This is a genomic window from Bacteroidota bacterium, from assembly GCA_016711505.1.
Classification (GTDB): Bacteria; Bacteroidota; Bacteroidia; order AKYH767-A; family 2013-40CM-41-45; genus JADKIH01.
This window is the reverse complement of the sequence record JADJSV010000020.1, coordinates 210,707-229,301: the sequence shown is the minus strand read 5'-3', so window position 1 is coordinate 229,301 and position 18,595 is coordinate 210,707. Positions and strand designations below refer to the sequence as shown.

Annotated in this window: 13 protein-coding genes and 1 pseudogene; 7 read left to right on the top strand and 7 right to left on the bottom strand. The window is 38.1% G+C overall.

Translation table 11 applies throughout. The annotated features are described in order from the left end of the window. The first annotated feature begins 354 nt into the window (after positions 1–354). Entirely contained in the window at positions 355–915 is a 561-nt protein-coding gene (locus IPL24_19425; GenBank protein MBK8365752.1) for a transposase, read from the top strand. Between the two features lie 721 nt (positions 916–1,636). Here the strand turns inward: IPL24_19425 and recQ are convergent. Next, a complete protein-coding gene (recQ, locus tag IPL24_19420) occupies positions 1,637–3,826 on the bottom strand; it encodes a DNA helicase RecQ (GenBank protein MBK8365751.1) in 2,190 nt (729 codons plus the stop codon). Positions 3,827–3,990: 164 nt separating this feature from the next. Between recQ and IPL24_19415 the strand changes: the two genes are divergently transcribed. The 4 genes from IPL24_19415 (at position 3,991) to lptB (ending at position 6,984) form a co-directional block, all read left to right on the top strand. Continuing rightward, positions 3,991–4,923: a KpsF/GutQ family sugar-phosphate isomerase gene (locus tag IPL24_19415; protein ID MBK8365750.1), complete on the top strand. Its 933-nt coding sequence runs from the start codon at positions 3,991–3,993 to the stop codon at positions 4,921–4,923. Positions 4,924–4,944: 21 nt separating this feature from the next. Continuing rightward, a complete protein-coding gene (tatC, locus tag IPL24_19410) occupies positions 4,945–5,775 on the top strand; it encodes a twin-arginine translocase subunit TatC (GenBank protein ID MBK8365749.1) in 831 nt (276 codons plus the stop codon). 11 nt (positions 5,776–5,786) lie between these two features. Beyond that, positions 5,787–6,122, top strand: coding sequence for a carboxymuconolactone decarboxylase family protein (locus IPL24_19405; protein MBK8365748.1), 336 nt, complete (start codon positions 5,787–5,789; stop codon positions 6,120–6,122). 133 nt (positions 6,123–6,255) lie between these two features. Further along, positions 6,256–6,984: an LPS export ABC transporter ATP-binding protein gene (lptB, locus tag IPL24_19400; protein MBK8365747.1), complete on the top strand. Its 729-nt coding sequence runs from the start codon at positions 6,256–6,258 to the stop codon at positions 6,982–6,984. Between the two features lie 209 nt (positions 6,985–7,193). On the opposite strand, the gene purS is transcribed toward lptB, so the two are convergent. Further along, the gene (purS, locus tag IPL24_19395; protein ID MBK8365746.1) at positions 7,194–7,448 is read right to left on the bottom strand and encodes a phosphoribosylformylglycinamidine synthase subunit PurS; all 255 of its coding nucleotides are present in this window, start codon (positions 7,446–7,448) and stop codon (positions 7,194–7,196) included. Positions 7,449–7,453: 5 nt separating this feature from the next. Next, positions 7,454–8,173, bottom strand: a complete 720-nt coding sequence (locus IPL24_19390) for a CDP-alcohol phosphatidyltransferase family protein (GenBank protein ID MBK8365745.1) — start codon at positions 8,171–8,173, stop codon at positions 7,454–7,456. Positions 8,174–8,693: 520 nt separating this feature from the next. Here IPL24_19390 and IPL24_19385 point away from each other — a divergent pair. Then, on the top strand, positions 8,694–9,776 hold the full coding sequence (locus IPL24_19385) for a PorV/PorQ family protein (GenBank protein MBK8365744.1): 1,083 nt from the start codon (positions 8,694–8,696) through the stop codon (positions 9,774–9,776). 7 nt (positions 9,777–9,783) lie between these two features. Next, positions 9,784–14,868 (top strand): hypothetical protein, encoded by a 5,085-nt coding sequence (locus IPL24_19380; protein ID MBK8365743.1) that lies wholly within the window; start codon positions 9,784–9,786, stop codon positions 14,866–14,868. Between the two features lie 104 nt (positions 14,869–14,972). Here IPL24_19380 and IPL24_19375 read toward each other — a convergent pair whose 3' ends face one another. The 4 genes and pseudogenes from IPL24_19375 to IPL24_19360 all read right to left on the bottom strand — a co-directional run bounded on the left by IPL24_19375 (position 14,973) and on the right by IPL24_19360 (position 18,466). Further along, complete coding sequence (locus tag IPL24_19375) at positions 14,973–15,683, bottom strand: YebC/PmpR family DNA-binding transcriptional regulator (GenBank protein ID MBK8365742.1); 711 nt, start codon at positions 15,681–15,683, stop codon at positions 14,973–14,975. A gap of 313 nt (positions 15,684–15,996) precedes the next feature. Then, a pseudogene (locus IPL24_19370) lies at positions 15,997–17,671 on the bottom strand (S41 family peptidase). 265 nt (positions 17,672–17,936) lie between these two features. Next, entirely contained in the window at positions 17,937–18,314 is a 378-nt protein-coding gene (locus tag IPL24_19365; protein MBK8365741.1) for a hypothetical protein, read from the bottom strand. Next, positions 18,311–18,466, bottom strand: coding sequence for a hypothetical protein (locus tag IPL24_19360; protein ID MBK8365740.1), 156 nt, complete (start codon positions 18,464–18,466; stop codon positions 18,311–18,313). Before IPL24_19360 ends, IPL24_19365 begins: the two co-directional genes overlap by 4 nt. Positions 18,467–18,595 lie beyond the last annotated feature (129 nt).

The following is an 18,595-nucleotide window of genomic DNA, read 5'->3' as shown; positions in this document are numbered from 1 at the left end:
AGCGGAAATTAAGAACACAATTTCATCCACGTAAATTGTCAAGCGACATTCCTGCCGGGGTATGTTGTACAACTGTTGTTTGATAACAATGATATTGGAATTGTTGACTTTCTAAACACATTATATGAAAATAAAAGCAGTAACATTTTTCCTCTCAACAACTGTATTTGCTTAACCCCGGCAGGAATGTCGCTTGACCGATTACTTAACTGAAAGATCTTCTAATTCCGCTCAACATTCCGCCTAGCGTGTTACATATTAATGACATATTATTATTACACTCAAATTAAATCCGCATAAAAACACCATCATATATTGGTTGTCAAAAATGATTTCAGGATTTAGTTTTGCTTCATGTCACATGCATTTCAAATTCACAAACAAGACGCAGCTTATTTTTTAACTTCTACGGCAGTTGAATGGGTAGATGCCTTTATGAGAAGTCAACATAAACAAATTTTATGCGACAGTCTTAATTACTGCGTTGATGTAAAAGGGTTAGAAATATTCTCTTACGTTATCATGTCAAGTCATATGCACATGATTGCAAGAGCAAAAGAAGGAAACTTGAGCGATATTATCCGCGATTTTAAAAAATTCACTGGTGCAATGTTGATAAGAGATTTTCGAACATCCAATGATAGTCGAAATGCATGGATGCTTGACTTGTTTAAAAAAGGCGGTGAAAAACAAAAGAAAAAATCCACAATGCAACTTTGGCAATATAATAATCATGCGAAGGAAGTTTACAGTCCGAAGTATACTTTGTCAAAAATACAGTACATTCATAATAATCCTGTTGAAGCAGGAATTGTAACAAGAGCTGAAGATTATTTGTGGAGCAGTGCGCAAGATTATTCAGGGCAAAAAGGGCCTGTGAAGGTTTCAGTTATTAATTTGCATAATTTGTTTTAGCATACATTTTGATTTCTTTTTGCAATTTACAAACTTTATACTTGATACCCCGGCAGGAATGTCGCTTGGGCAGTTACTAAATTAAAAGTGTGTTCTTAATTTCCGCTCAACATTCCGCCTAGCGTGTCATTGCTTTAAGGCGGTGTGTTTAGGTACCCGCTCAACATTCCGCCTAGCGTGTTGGACATTTACAAATTGTATAAGGCATCTCCGCTCCTATAAGCGAAATGTTCAATATAATTATAAATGCAAATCAAATTTCCAACTCCATCAAATTCACCCATTGACAATTGTAAATCGTATGACGCTAGGCGGAATGTTGAGCGGATGCTAGCGACACGATTTGATGTTAGTAATCACTCAAGCGACATTCCTGCCGGGCATGAAGTACTGCATTTGTTAGAATACCAATGCAATCACATTTGGTAAATTTCAAAGATCAAAATTTAAGTCGAAATTCAAATTTCATTTCCACTCTTAACAACTTATTTACTTTACCCCAGCAGGAATGTCGCTTGAGAATTTACTAAATTGAAAGTGTGTCCTTAATTTCCGCTCAACATTCCGCCTAGCATCTTCCAGTTTACAACTTTTGAATTTTTAGGGTTGACGACTAAACTAATTAATAATAATTCAGCTAAAAAATTGGTAAAAAAGAAGGGGTTTAATGTTCGAAAAACAAATTAAACCCCTTAAACATTTTTTAATCCTTTTCAGTAAATCAATTCCCCAACTCCGACATAAATTTGATTCGCATTAGGCGAATATCTTCAAGCGTATAATCGTTCTCACCCAAAGCTTTCAGTCCTACTTCGGCTGAATCTGTTTCGGCTGTCTTGAAGTAGTCGAACACTTCTGCCTGACGTTCTTCGTCGATGATCTCGTTGATGAAATAATTAATGTCGATGCGGGTGCCGGAACCGACGATGCTTTCGATCTCTGTTAAGAGTTCGGCCATCTTTAAGCCTTTGGCTTTGCAAATATCGTTAAGAGATATTTTTCTGTCGATGTTCTGGATGAGGTACACTTTCAATACGCTTTTGTTCACGATTGATTTTACTACCAGGTCCATCGGACGGTCGATATCGTTTTCTTCTACATACTTTTCAATCAACTCAAGAAAGGGCTTTCCGAATTTTACAGCTTTCCCTGTTCCTACTCCGGTGATGTTCTTCATCTCATCCATTGTGATTGGATACTGAATAGCCATCTCTTCCAATGAAGGATCCTGGAATACTACGAACGGTGGAACATTTCTTTGCTTGGCAATTTTTTTACGAAGGTCTTTCAGTGCCGCGAATAATTCAGGATCTGCAGCTGCTGTGCCGCCGCCACCGAATTCATCGTCATCATCACTTTCTGTGTTCTCATAGTCGTTGTCTTCAACAACCATGATCTTCGTCGGGTTCTTTAAAAATTCTTTACCCGCATCAGTTACTTTAAGTGTACCGTATGTTTCAATGTCTTTCGACAAAAATCCGGCAAGTATTGATTGACGGACAATTGCTGTCCAGAAACGTTTACTTTTTTCTTCACCATCACCAAAGATCTCAAGCTGATCATGCTGATGCAACTTAATTGCATTCTCTGCATTTCCAGTGATAAGATTTACGATGTGTTCCATTGCAAATTTTTCTTTCACAGCTAACACTGCTTCAAGAACCATTTCAACTTCTTCTTTTCCATCGAAACTTTTCTTCGGATTGTTGCAGTTATCACATTCGCCACAATTATCTTCAGTATAAAATTCTCCGAAATAACTTAACAAAACTCTCCGGCGACAAACAGAAGTTTCTGCATAACCGACAGTCTCAAGCAAAAGTTGTTTACCAACCTCCTGCTCTGCTACCGGTTTACCTTTCATGAATTTTTCCAGCTTCTCAATATCTTTGTAGCTGTAGAATGTCACACATCTTCCTTCACGACCATCTCTTCCGGCGCGACCGGTTTCCTGGTAATAGCCTTCAAGACTTTTCGGTATATCGTGATGAATTACAAAACGGACATCCGGTTTATCAATTCCCATTCCGAAAGCGATCGTTGCAACAATGACATCGATCTCTTCCATCAGAAATTTATCTTGTGTATCGGCACGAACTGAAGCTTCCAGTCCTGCGTGATAAGGCAAAGCACGAACACCATTCACTGCTAAAGTAGAAGCGATCTCTTCGACCTTCTTTCTGCTTAAGCAATAAACAATTCCTGATTTGCCCTGATGCTGACGAATGAATTTAATGATCTCTTTTGCTACATCAACCTTGGGACGAACTTCATAATTCAAATTGGGACGATTGAACGATGCTTTGTAAACATCTGCATCCATCATTCCAAGATTCTTTTGAATATCGAGCTGAACTTTCGGTGTAGCAGTTGCCGTCAATGCAATGATCGGAACTTTACCAATAGCTTCAATGATCGGACGAAGGCGACGATATTCAGGACGGAAGTCGTGACCCCATTCTGAAATACAATGCGCTTCATCGATTGCGAAAAAAGAAATATTCACTCCACGCATGAACTCTACGTTCTCATCCTTGGTAAGTGATTCAGGAGCTACGTATAATAACTTCGTTTTTCCTGATTTAAGATCTTTCTTAACTGTTGCTATCTCTGCTTTATTGAGAGATGAATTTAAAAAGTGAGCGACCCCTTCTTCGTTACTGAATCCACGCATTGCATCGACCTGATTTTTCATCAAGGCGATCAATGGAGACACAATAACAGCTGTCCCCTCCATAATTAACGCCGGCAACTGATAACACATCGACTTGCCACCACCGGTGGGCATGATAACGAATGTATCTTTGCCTGCTAATACTGATTGGATAATTGCTTCCTGCTCTCCCTTGAATTTGTCGAAGCCAAAGTACTTCTGCAAATAACTTTTCAAGGGTTTCTCTGCCACTAACATTACAATTGTTTGGTTTTTAAGGTAATATAATAAAATAAACTATTTATTTCCCGTGTTTATGGAATAAAAATAAATAATTTTGCCGAATAACTACCTGAAAAACGTCTTAATCTTAAAAAAAGTTTATTCTATTGAAAAAATCATCACATATTAAGAAGCTGGCTATGAGCACGCTGGACATAGAAGCAGAGTCAATTAGCCATCTTAAAAAATTTATCAACGACCAGTTTGTCGATACAGTACGGTTTCTCACGTCAATCAAGGGAAGAATTGTTGTAACTGGTATTGGCAAAAGCGCCATAATCGCTCAGAAGATCGTAGCGACTTTCAATTCTACCGGCTCCCCTTCTATCTTTATGCATGCTGCAGATGCCATTCATGGCGACCTGGGCATTATACAGAAGAATGATGCTATCATCTGCATCTCGAAATCGGGTGATACTCCGGAGATCAAAGTATTGGTTCCTTTATTAAGAAACTGGGGAAACAAACTGATAGCTATTGTTGGGAATACTGATTCTTATCTGGGGAAAAATTGCGACTATGTACTGAACACATTTGTTGCTAAAGAAGCCTGTCCGAATAATCTTGCTCCAACAAGTAGTTCAGCAGCACAACTTGCAATGGGCGATGCACTTGCAGTTTGTTTGCTCGATGAAAAAGGATTTACAAGTAAAGACTTTGCAAAATATCATCCGGGCGGTGCTTTAGGAAAAAAACTTTATCTGAAAGTTAAAGATATCTATCCCTCTAATGCTGCTCCGAAAGTCAATATCAACGAAGACATCAGAAAAGTGATCGTTGAAATTTCTTCCAATCGCTTAGGTGCTGTTGCTGTCCTGAACAAAAACAAACTAGTTGGAATTATTACCGATGGTGATATCAGAAGAATGTTGCTCGACAATAAAGAGATCACAGGCATCACTGCTAAATCGATCATGAATGCTAAACCAAAACTTACGCATAAAGATGAAATGGCTGTGAATGCACTCCAGTTAATGAAGCAGCATAACATTTCGCAATTGATTGTTGTTGAAAAAGAGAAATATGTGGGGATGATACATTTGCATGATTTGATACGGGAAGGAATACTTTAAAAAAGCTATCTTTACCGCCCAATGGCATTATTTTCTTCTTCAAACAGTCAAACCGGCGAGATGTCTTTTTTAGGACATCTTGAAGCCTTAAGGTGGCACATATTCAGATCTGCAGTTACAGTGATGGTGCTGGCCGTGGTCTTCTTTTTTTTCAAAGAGTTTCTTTTTGATGATGTGCTGCTGGCACCGAAGCATCCTGACTTTCTTACTTACAGAGTACTGTGTGCGCTTTCTCATCGTGTAGGTTTAGGTGAAGATCTTTGTATCACTGTACTTCCATTCTCATTAATAAGTACTGATCTTTCTGCACAATTCACTACACACATGTGGGTAGCATTCATTGCAGGCTTTGTAGTCAGCTTTCCTTATATCATCTGGGAACTCTGGCGCTTTATTAAGCCTGCGTTGACTACAACTGAAAGAAAATTTGCAAGTGGAATCGTATTTTACACTTCATTTCTTTTTTTAACAGGAATACTATTCGGCTATTATGTAATCACTCCAATGACTGTAAATTTTCTTGGAAGTTATCAGGTCAGTGCCGAGGTTAGCAATACGATCACTCTCGATTCATTCATCTCAACAGTCACAACGATGACACTGATCGCCGGAATTGTTTTCGAACTTCCTATGCTGGTTTATTTTCTTACGAGGATAGGAATATTGACGCCAAAATTCATGCGTGAATACAGACGACATGCAACAGTTGTCATTCTTATTCTAGCCGCTGTCATCACCCCGACTTCCGATGTTACCACTCTTATGCTGGTTGCAATACCTTTATATTTTCTCTATGAGATCAGTATATTTGTAAGTGCATATGTCATTCGTGGAAAAAAAACTACTGCTTAAATTAAACGTCAATGGAAAATCAAGTTCAGGAATTCAATAACTACCGTGAAAAAATGAATGAGCGGATATTATCGCAAGACAATCTTGTGCTGAAACGTTTATTCAATCTTGATACAAACACGTATGCTGATGGTGCGCTGAATGTAAAGACCAAAGAAATGCTGGGATTAGTTGCATCTATGGTTCTCCGTTGCGATGATTGTATAAAATATCATCTTGGAAAATGCAAGGATGAAGGAGTTTCTACTGAAGAAGTATTTGAAATATTTGCTGTAGCGAATATTGTTGGTGGGACGATTGTTATTCCCCATTTGCGGAGAGCGGTGGAGTATTGGGACTCTTTGTAACTAATAACTAATAATGAATAATGGATGATTTCGGAATGCGGAATGCGGATTTCGGATTGATGAGGCTGGTACGAATTACGAATCTCGAATTACGAATTACGAATTACGAAAAATTAAAAACGAAGATTGACCAATGAAGTTAAGGGCAGAACAACTTGTAAAACGATACAAACAACGGACGGTTGTGAACAATGTTTCTATTGAGGTTTCTCAGGGGGAAATTGTGGGGTTGTTGGGACCGAATGGTGCGGGAAAGACAACTTCTTTTTATATGATCGTGGGATTGATCAAACCGAATGAAGGTGAAATTTTTCTGGAGAATGAAAAGATCACTGATCTGCCAATGTATAAGCGGGCACAACGTGGAATCGGTTATCTGGCGCAGGAAGCTAGTGTATTCAGAAAACTTAGTGTAGAAGATAATATCAAAGCTGTTCTTGAACTTACAAACCTCAGTAAGGAAGAACAGGCAAAAAAATTAGAGTCATTGTTGAATGAATTCGGACTACAAAAGATCCGGGCAAGTCGTGGTGATCTTTTATCAGGTGGCGAAAGAAGAAGAACTGAAATTGCCAGAGCACTTGCAGTTGATCCGAAATTTATTTTGCTGGATGAACCATTTGCCGGAGTAGATCCTATCGCTGTTGAAGACATTCAGGCAATAGTCTCGCATCTGAAAGAAAGAAATATCGGAGTATTAATAACTGATCATAATGTTCATGAAACTTTAACCATTGTTGATCGCGCTTACCTCCTCTTCGAAGGAAAAATTCTCAAAGCCGGAACTGCTGAAGAGCTTGCAGGCGACGAGCAGGTTCGGAAGGTTTATCTGGGGCAGAATTTTGAACTTAGGAAGCCGTGAGTGTTGAGATGTAAGTAACCCGGCATGTTTAATTTAGGGGCAATACCTCAATCAAAAAGGTCAAAGGTCAAGGGTCAAAGGTCAGTACTGTCGTGCTAACCTTTGACCCTTGACCTTTGACCAAAAATTTATTTCTTGTAGTCTATTTGAAATTTGTAAGCTTTGCTAATCACTACTTAATCCGTGAATTTCTAACAACGGGTTACTTACTAATTACTGCTTACCAATTCATATGTAAAATTTTCCATAATCGGATTACTCAATAACTTTTTACATGCCTCTTCTACTTTCACATTTGCTTCTTCTTTAGTAGCTGCTTCAATCTCGAGGGTGATATGCTTTCCGATTCTTACGTTTTCTATTTCAGATAAGCCCATGTTTTTTAGTCCGTGTGAAACTGCTTTTCCTTGTGGATCTAACAATGCTTTCAATGGCATAACATTGATCTCTGCTGTAAATTTCATATCAATTAATTTTTTTCGGTTATTAAGTTTTTGATCAGCGACAAAAGTACATATAAGATAATAATTATTGGAATCGCTGCTAAATTAAATATAGCAATAAGTATGGCTGACAACAGGATCAAAATGTATTGAAACTGATTTGATTTCCAGTCAAGCTTTTTGAATTTTAATGAAAACAAAGGCAATTCTGCAACAAGCAAATATGAAAGTAATGCAGTCAAAACAAGAATGAAAGCATGATTGAGAATTAAGCTGTCAAACCTTCCCGGATATTGAATCAGGATCAGAGGAAGTGAAATAACTATCATTGTACATGCAGGAGTTGGAAGTCCGATGAAGGAAACTGATTGCCGCGTATCCAGATTGAATTTTGCCAGACGAATGGCAGAAAATACAGTAAGTATGAAGGGCAAAAACTGGACAACCCGCCGGATATTCGGATCACTAAAAGCTGAAGTGAGATCCGACATCTGTAGTAATTTAAAAAGAATTGCTCCGGGAATAAATCCGAAAGTCACCATATCAGCAAGCGAATCGATCTGTTTTCCGAAATCAGGATTTGATCCGACTCTTCTTGCAATCATTCCATCGAGCAGATCAAAAAAAGCGGCTAGTAATACAAAGTAGGCTGCCATGTCAAGCCTGTTTCGAAAGATCATTACGGCAGCGATGCAACCCGAAAACAGGTTCAGACAAGTAAGGAAATTGGGAATTTGTTTTTTCATTATTTTTCTCTTGCTGCAGCTTTGAACCTTTTGATTTTAGTGAAACCTGAATTAGCTTTTTACGAGATCATTCACCCATTAAATTCTGTCTTTCACAAATTAAAGATTTGAATCTGATCAGGCGAAGTCTCCTTACGTGATCATTCACAAAACAGGATCTGTAAGATTTGTTCCAAAAGTAGTTTTTCCTGATGAAATATCAACTTTTCTGCATTTGAAAGTTATCGAATTTAGCCGAATTTAAAGGTTTTTAGTTAACAATACAGTACCATTCGAAAGCAAAATGTCTGTATGAAAAGCATTGAAATGCCCGTCACTATTGGTGTTAATGACATTCGGGCAATAAACATTTCCTTCAATTCGGGAGTATAATCTATTGTTCAAAAAATAATAACCGTTCGCCAAAATGTCAAAGTCAGTAAGAGCGAAAATGCTAATTTTACCACTATAGTTCTCTCTGAATAATTACAATATAGAAATGGTTTCTACGTTTGTCGTGCTGAACCATAAATACCAACCTATGAAATTATTAAACCTTGTTTTTTCTGCTTCAATTCTCACATGCGTAGCATTTCCTGCCTTTTCACAGGCACCAAAATACAGCAACGAATTTCTTTCAATTGGCGTTGGCGGTCGCGGAATGGGAATGGCCGGAGCAGTTGCGGCAAGTTCTGATGATGCGACTTCAGCATACTGGAATCCCGCAGGACTGAATGGTTTTGAATCAGATCTGCAGATCTCTGCAATGCATTCTGAACTTTTCGCAGGTATTGCCAAATTTGATTACGCTACCCTTGCTACTCATATCGATGATAAACGGACAATTGGTTTTACAATTATTCGTTTTGGTACTGATGACATTCCAAATACATTAGACCTTGTCGACGCATCCGGATTTATCGACTATTCACGGATCACCAGTTTCTCAATTGCTGATTACAGCTTCATATTTTCTTATGCAAAAAAATCTTCCATCCCGGGTTTAAATTTTGGTGGAAATGCAAAGATCATTCATCGCAAGGTTGGTGATTTCGGAAAAGCATGGGGATTCGGATTCGATCTTGGCGCTCAGTACAAAAAAGACAAATGGTTGTTTGGTGTTCAGGCAAAAGATGTGACCTCAACTTTCAATGCATGGAGTTACAACACAGAATTACTCGAAGCAACTTATATTGCAACCGGTAACGAAATTCCTAAAAACACAACAGAAGTTACTTTACCTAAGTTGATCTTAGGTGCGGGTTATAAATGGGATCTTTCAAAAAAAATCTCTGCCTTAGTTGAACTGGATGCTGATCTTACTTTCGATGGAAAAAGAAACGTATTGATCGGTGCTGATCCGCTTAGTGTAGATCCACATTTCGGATTTGAATTAGGCTATAGTAATTTTATTTTCCTCAGAGGCGGTGTTCAGAATATTCAAAAGGTTAAAAATTTTGATGACACACAAAGCACGATCCTGCAACCTAACATTGGACTAGGAATCAAGATCGGAAAACTTACTATTGACTACGCTCTTGCAAATTTAACATCAACTGAATTTCTCCCATCTAATATTTTCTCACTTAAGTTAGATATCAATAAACACAATACTCCGAAATAAATAACTAATGAAAAAACTTTTACTACTATTAAACTTACTTTTCATTTCTATACTTGGCAATGCACAAGGGCCATATGAAAATGACTGGATAAGATATAATCAGGAGTACTATAAAATAAAAATTGCTCAGGAAGGTATTTACCGTATTGGATTAAGCACTTTAACTCAAGCAGGTTTTTCTGCAGCTTCACTTGATCCAAGGAAAATACAACTTTTTCATAACGGACAGGAAGTCGCTATTTATCTCGAAGGAGAAAACGACGGAAGTTTTGATGCCGCTGACTTTATAGAATTCTATGGAACAAAAAATGATGGTAGTCTGGACACTAAACTTTATGCTGATCCGCTTTCACAGCCTGCAATAGAGTTCAGTATTGCCAATGATACATCTGTTTATTTTTTAACCTACAATCCGACAGCAAATGGCTTACGCCTTTCGCTTGTAAATGATAATAATTATTCTTCCTATACTCCATCTGATTATTTTATCAGAGAAGTTTATAAAGGCGGAATTGACGTACCTAATTGGGGAACATATTTTGGATACAACCGCGGCCGAAATCAGGAATCTATTGAGTACACTGAAAGCGAAGGTTGGGGAGCTGTATTCGGTAACTTTTCAGCAGGAAATTATCCGATCACATTTTCTGTACCTACAGCAAACATCTATTCTTCCGGTCCAGACATTCATGTTACCACTACTGTAGGTGGTGTAAACAATCTCGAACATAACTTTACACTGACCTATCAGGGGAATAATTATGCTGATACAGTTTATTATGCTCAGACGCTTCGAAGGTTAGAATTTTCCCATCCTGCAACGACATTTACTTCGCCTACAACAGATTTTACATACAGTGTAAGTACAACACCTGCCACGGTTACTGATTACAGTATGATGTACAGTCTGTATGTCAAATATCCTCACACATGGAATCTTGAAGGAAGTTCGTCTTTTAAATTACAGATTCCGGACGCATCAGGTCAGGCAATGACAAGAGCAGACATAACCAATTTTAACGGTGGTACCTCTCCTATTCTTTATGATCTGACAAACAACAAAAGGATTTTAGTAAATCAGTCAGGCCCAACTTATCAGACTTTAATAGGTAACAATGGATCTTCAACTCCGAAAGTTTGTTATCTGACAAATTCAAGTCTTATTGGTTATCCTTCTGTTTCAAAAATATCATACATTCAGAATAATCTTGGATACTTCAATGATTATAATTCAATGGCTGTTGATTCAGCATTTCTGATCATCACTAACAGAGGTCTATGGAATCAGGCAAGAACTTATGAAGCACATCGTGACCTGACCGAAAACAACCGAGCGCTTTTAATTGATGTTGCAGAATTATATGATCAATTTGCTTATGGTATAAATAATCATCCGCTTGGAATAAAGAATTTTTCAAGATGGTTACTTGATACATGGACAGTTGCTCCACCGGCACACATGTTCATTTTGGGTAAATCAATATCTTCAGCTGACTTCAGAATGGATCAAGCACAGCAATCTCTGTGTCTTGTGGCTTCATATGGAGTTCCACCATCTGATATGTTATTTACTGCTGGAATAAATGGTTCGATCTGGGCTCCAAAAATTCCTATTGGAAGAATCAGTGCTGTTGATGGTACAGAGATCTTAAATTACCTCGACAAAGTTATTGAATACGAAGCTGCGCAAGCGGGACCTCCGCAGCCATGGATGAAAGAAATTTTACATTTTGGAGGTGGTAATAATATTCCGCAACAAAATCAATTGGCAGGTTATCTGAGCAGCTATGAGCAAATTATGGAAGACAGTGCGTATGGCGGTCACGTAACAACGTATTTAAAAGATTCTCCGGATCCGATAATTGTTAACTTATCTACGAGTCTTCAGCAACAGATTGACACCGGTGTTTCAATAATGACATTTTTTGGTCATGCTTCCGGTGCAGGATTTGATAACAGTACAGATGAACCTACTGCATATTCAAACCGTGGAAGATATCCTGTCATAATTGCTAACTCATGTTTCGCAGGAGATTTTCATACTTACAGAAAAAGTGTGAGTGAAAAATTTGTATTAGAACCACAAAAAGCTGCAATTGCATTTCTTGCCAGTGTTGGACAAGGAGTGCCAAATTTCCTTGACCCTTATTCACGTGCTCTATTTGAAAATACTTCTCACAGACATTACGGTTCAACTATTGGTCAGTTGGTAGTGCATACAATTAAAGATCTTGAACCATTCGGTAGCGAAGGCTACAAGATCGTATCGCAGGAAATGTCATTACAAGGTGATCCTTCATTACGATTTAATTCATTTCAAAAACCGGATTATTCAGTCATAGAACCGGACATTAATTTTACTCCATTAAATATTTCTACTGATATTGATTCTTTCGGAATAACCATTTCGACGAGAAATTTAGGAAAAGCTGTTGCTGATTCATTTATTGTAAAAGTGACAAGAACATTTCCTGACAATGTTGATTCGGTCTACACTTTCAATATTGGAAATTGTTATTACTCAAGTACGATCAATTTTAATGTTGCTACCGGCGGATTTGCTGCTGCAGGATTGAATCGGATTACAGTCCATATTGACCAACCTGATTCAGTTGATGAATACGACAATTTATTCAACAACACAGCAACGACACAATTCTTTATTACATCAAAAGATATTGTCCCGGTGTATCCACCGAAGTATGCAATTCATCCATTCAATACCGTTACATTAAAAGGAAGCACTTCTAACCCATTTGCTCCTATGAATGCATACAAATTTGAAATTGATACTATCGATCTTGATATTAAGGATGCAACACCAGGTGCGCAAACCAGTCCAATGTACCGATTCACTACTGTGACGGATAGTGGCGGTGTGATAGCATGGTCACCGCAAGGATATACACTGCAAGACAGTGCCGTATATTTCTGGCGTGTTGCAAATGATTCGATCCAATATGATACAGCTACTTTTAAATGGCAGCAAAGTTCGTTTCAATACATAAGTGGAAAAACAGGTTGGTCGCAATCCCATTTTGATCAGTTCAAAGAAGATAAATTTACAAATATCACTTACGACCATTCCTCGCGCACGATGGATTACGTGTTTAATAATTTCTCATTAAGAGTTACAACAGTCGGACAACCCAATGCCAGTAATTTTAATACTGTTGGTTACTACTTTAATAATTCTCCGCAAGAGTATGACGGATGCCAGGTAACTCCAGCTGTAATGGTTGCCATACTTGACTCAATCTCGCTTCAACCAATTACAACATGCGGAAATAATTTTGGTCAGGCCAATCAATTTATTCCGAATCCGATTACACCTTGTGGTTCAGGGAATGTTGTAGGTACGATTCCCGGTTGTAACAGAACCAGACCTGAAAATTATTTCATCTACAGATATAGTTCACCTTCTCAAATGGCTAGTTTCGATAGCCTGATGAATGCTGTGCCAAATGGAAATTACATTTTATTGTACTCGTGGTTCACAGATAATTACTCAGCGGTTGATCCTTTATTTTATAATGCCATAACCTCATTAGGATTCAATACAGGATCGCTTCCTGACAATACACCATATGCTTATTTTTTGCAAAAAGGATTTCCGTCAACGAAGATTGAAGTTCATTCAGGGAACCCAACTGATTCAATTGAACTTACTACAGTATTGACTTCACACTGGAACAGAGGTTCTATCACCTCCACTACACTCGGACCTTCTACTAATTGGGAAAGTCTTCACTGGAATCAACGTCCAAAAGAATCACAACCATTCGAAGATTCCATTTCTGTTTCAATCTACGGATTGAATGCAGGATTGAATGTATGGGATCTTTTAAAATCCGGAATTCAATATCAGTCCGGAAAAGACACAACATTAAACTGGATAGACGCAACGATTTATCCTTACATCAGACTGGAAACATTTACTCAGGATGATTCACTAAAAACTCCGGCCCAACTTACTTATTGGAGAGTCTATCATACAGAGGTTCCTGAATGTGCATTGAATGCGAATTACGTTTATGATTTTCATAATAACCCATTGACTGAAGGTGATACAATAAGGTTGTCATTTGGCATAGAAAATCTAAGCAACATCAGTATGGACAATCTGCCTGTCAAATTTTACATGTATGATAAAAGCAGAACTCTTCATTCTTTCCCTAATATATTTCTGGATTCTTTACGGTCGAATCAACAACTCGTTGCCAACTTAGTAATTGATACAACCTTTGGCTATTCAGGAAACAATAGTTTGTGGATCGATGTGAATCCATTTGGAACAGATCATTTACCGGAAAAATATCATTTCAATAATGTTGCTGAGATAAAGTTCAAAGTAGAGCGCGACAATATCAATCCGATCCTGGATATTACATTCGATGGTATTCATATTCTGAATGGAGATGTTGTTTCAGGTAAGCCTGAAATAGTCGTTCAACTCCACGATGAGAATAAATTTCTTGCATTGAATGATTCGACTAAATTCAAATTAAGCCTGACCACTCCTAATTCGAGTACGCCGCTTAATCTATCTTTCAGTTCGCCGATATATGGTGATGTACTTCGTTTTACTCCTGCTGTACTTCCAAAAAATAGTTGTAAAGTTAACTGGAGTCCAACTCTGGCTGATGATGGAATCTACACGATCGATGTTTCTGCAACAGATAAAAGTCTGAACGCTTCCGGAAAATATAATTACAAGATCCAGTTCGAAGTGATCAACAAATCAACGATCACAGAAGTATTGAATTATCCGAACCCATTCTCTACTGCTACCCGGTTTGTATTTACGCTTACAGGTAATGAAATTCCTACTCACATGAAAATTCAGATCATGACCATCTCCGGAAAAATTGTTCGCGAGATCATGCTGAATGAACTTGGAAATATTCACGTCGGAAGAAATATTACTGAATACGCATGGGACGGAAAAGATGAATTCGGAGATCAACTTGCAAACGGACTTTACCTCTATCGTGTTGTGACAAACCTCAACGGAATGTCAATCGAAAAACGCGAAACAGAAGCTGATAAGTACTTTAAAAAAGGCTGGGGAAAAATGTATTTGATGAGGTAATTGTTCAAAGTTCAAAGTTCAAGGTTCAAGGTTCAAAGTTCAAAGTTGGCTTCGTAGGTGACTACGAAGCCAACTTTGAACCTTGAACTTTGACCTTTGAACCCTTACTTAAGATTATGATACACCGCCTGCACATCATCATCCTCTTCAAACTTATCAATTAGTGCAAGGATCTCATCTTGTTGTGCTTCTTCTAATTCAACAGTGGTAGTTGGGATTCTTTCCAGAGCGGCTTTCTTTACGTTGATGTGTTTATCTTCCAGAGCTTTTGCCATTTTACCAAAATCTTCATAGGCAGTGTAGATCACAAATTCATCTTCGTCTTTTTCAAGACTATCAAGTCCGAAATCTATTAGCTCAAGTTCAAGGTCATCGGAATTCAATTTATCATCTTTCACAAGTCTGAAAACGCCTTTACGCTGGAACATGAAATCAAGAGAACCTGTTTTGCCCAGCTGACCGTTTCCGCGGTTAAAGTACATGCGCACGTTTGCAACGGTACGAGTCGTATTATCGGAGGCAGTTTCCACTAGAATTGCAACACCATGCGGGCCATATCCCTCATAAACGGTTTCATCATAATGCCCTTCGTCCTTTGAAGAAGCTCTTTTGATGGCACCATCGATCCGGTCCTTCGGCATATTTAAACCCTTGGCATTCAGGATGGCAGAACGTAAACGAGGATTATATTCCGGTTCAGGACCACCGGCCTTTACTGCTATAGCTATTTCGCGGCCTACTTTTGTGAAAGCTTTGGCCATTTTGTCGTATCGAGAAAACATCTTGTGCTTCCTCTTCTCAAATGCACGTCCCATAAGGTTGTTTTAGAAGAATGCAAACGTAAGAATTTTGTTCTAAAAGCCAAGTGGTTTAGGGTAAGAAACCGTTCAATTCAAAACACAATAAAACAGGTTAAAGGTCAAAGGTCAAGGGTCAAAAAAGATAAAGGGTCAAAAGTTACGCAGACACGCGTGACCTTTGACCCTTGACCTTTGACCTATTAAAAGCACTACACTCGTACTAAAAATAAAGCGGCATCAGTTCTTTTCATCCTCATCCATTTCCCGCTCGCTATTGGCCTTGGCCTGAACTTCACTTCCCGGTTTACCGATTACTTTGTAGATTCCATCACCGCGAAGGATTGAAGCGTAGAGATGAATTTGTAAATACCTCGATCGCTTTTTTCACTTCCTGGTCGTTTTTAAAGTTGGATTCAAGACGGCCTTTTTGGAAATAGTAGCGCGCTGAAATTTCTGATTCCAGAATTTGTTTGATCTCATCATCGTGATTCAACAGATCCTTGGATTTATAATCTTTCATTTTATTTTCAAGAGCAGTGAATTCACTTTTCATTACATCATAATGCTCTTCTTTGATCGCAGTTTTTTTTCAACTCTTCTATTCTTCTTTCTGTTTTATCTGTGTAGTCGTATTTTTTTTCACTCAGAAAAGAAACGAACTCCTGGTATTCAGTTGGAGAAAGAGTGAAATCTTTTGCAGCAGCAATTGAACTGTGCTCACGAGCATACTTATTTGCATAATCGAAGATCAGATAATTTGAAAATAATGCTATTGCCAGAGGACTATAGTAATCCGCATCTGTGTAGATGTCAGGGAAAATTCCGCTGCCATCAAAAACAGAACGACCATTTTTAGTTTTGAATTCCGTGATCAGTGAATCTGAAAATTTCGAAACACTTCCGTCATTGTTACGATGTGTATAATCAAGTGCCTGAATACATCTTCCGCTGGGAGTATAATATTTAGCAATAGTAACCTTTAGCAATGTATTGTAAGAAAGATTATACGTCTGCTGTACAAGTCCTTTTCCAAACGAACGTTGTCCGATTATGACACCTCTGTCCAATTCCTGAATAGAACCGGTTACGATCTCAGAAGCAGAAGCAGAACCGCGGTCAACCAATACTGCCAATGGAATTTCAGTATCGACTGCAGTCTTACTTGCAAAATAATCGATATTCATATCCTTCACTTTTCCCTTCTGAGAAACGATCTTTTGATTCTTATCTACAAAAAGATTTACAATGTCAACTGCTTCTCTGAGCAATCCTCCACCATTACCCCGCAGATCGAGGATAACGTTTGTCATTTTGGGATTCTGCTTGAGGGTTACTAATGCATCTCTAACCTCAGCAGCAGAATTTTCAAGAAACTGTGAAAGTTTTATGTAACCGGTATTCTCGCCTACCATTCCAAAATACGGAACGTTCTTGAACTTGATCTCATCGCGTACAATTGTTTTCTCAATTGGTTCGGCAACACCATCACGCTTAAAAACAATTTTTACAGAAGTCCCCTTCTGCCCTTTCATATATTCTGTTATATTATCAACTGTCCGGTTGGTAGCAGTATTTCCATTTACCGAAATAATTTTATCGCCTATACGAACATCATTTTTCTGCGCCGGAAATCCGTCATAAACTTCGCTGATCTCTATTTCTCCATTTCTCTGATGGACCAATGCACCAATTCCGCCATACTCTGCAGAGATGTGAGTCATCTTGTAATCTTCTATCTCACTTTCGGGAATGTAAACAGTATACGGATCCAATGTGCTTAGCATTGCATCGATGCCTTTCTTCATTAGTTCTCCGGGCTGAATGCTGTCGACATAATAAATATTTACATCACGAAAAAGTGTTGTGTAGATGTCGAGATTTTTTCCGACTTCAAAATAATAATCTTCTACAAAACTATATGACAGAAATGACCCGCCGGCAATGGCAGAAACGATCAGAAATTTTTTCCGGCGACCGATCCAGGCCTTTAATTTACTTAACATGTTTGTTTGATTTGAACCCGCTAACTTCCGGGATTGATTTATACATTAAATAACGCTAAAAAGTTATTCCTATTTTAACCTGCACTCCGTATTTTTTCAACTATGAAACAACAGTTATAAATACTATTTTCAAAGGTAATTCATCTTCATTTCCATACCAATTCAATTAACCATTCTATAACAAAAACAGCAACAATTACAGCCGCCAGTACAAGAATCAGCGGTCCGGAACTTAATTTAGGAGGTTTTTCTTCATTGTCCATGCTTACCGTAACATTGCCCCTTTTTGCGAATACCATGGATGGATGATATAACTCAATCTACCTGAACTGATAGCAGCATCTGTCTGAAGTAATTTTTCAACCTCCTCCTGAGTAGGAACATTGAATACAAAAACTCCACGCCAGTCGCCATCATCCATAAATGGCCCTGCCAGATCTAACTTACCTTCTTCATAGAGCTTGCCGATATTTTTCATATGAGCCGCCTGAATTTGACTGGCAGTAGTAGAATCCTGCGTTCGGTTTGGTCCTTTTGTCAGTATAACCAAAAAATACTGTTTCATTTTCGATTCAGCATCTTTCTCCTGAGCAAATGCCGGGAGACTTAAGCATAGAATTGCAAATAAGAGAAGTTTCTTCATCTTGCTTTAAACTGATTGTTAATTATTCTTAAATGTCCAAGGTGATGCTTTCCATGCCAGGCATACAATGCAGTAGCAGTATATAATTTGAATTCCTTCTGGCTTTCAGGATGAAAATATGTTCTTTCAAAATCATTAGATGAAGAACTCAATGTAATTCTTGATCTGATCTGATGTAGGTATTCCCGGATCAGCAAATTTACCTATCGGGTATTTCAATTCAATTAGATTGTCATGGATCATATATAGGGATTTATTTACTTACGAAGATATTATTTACT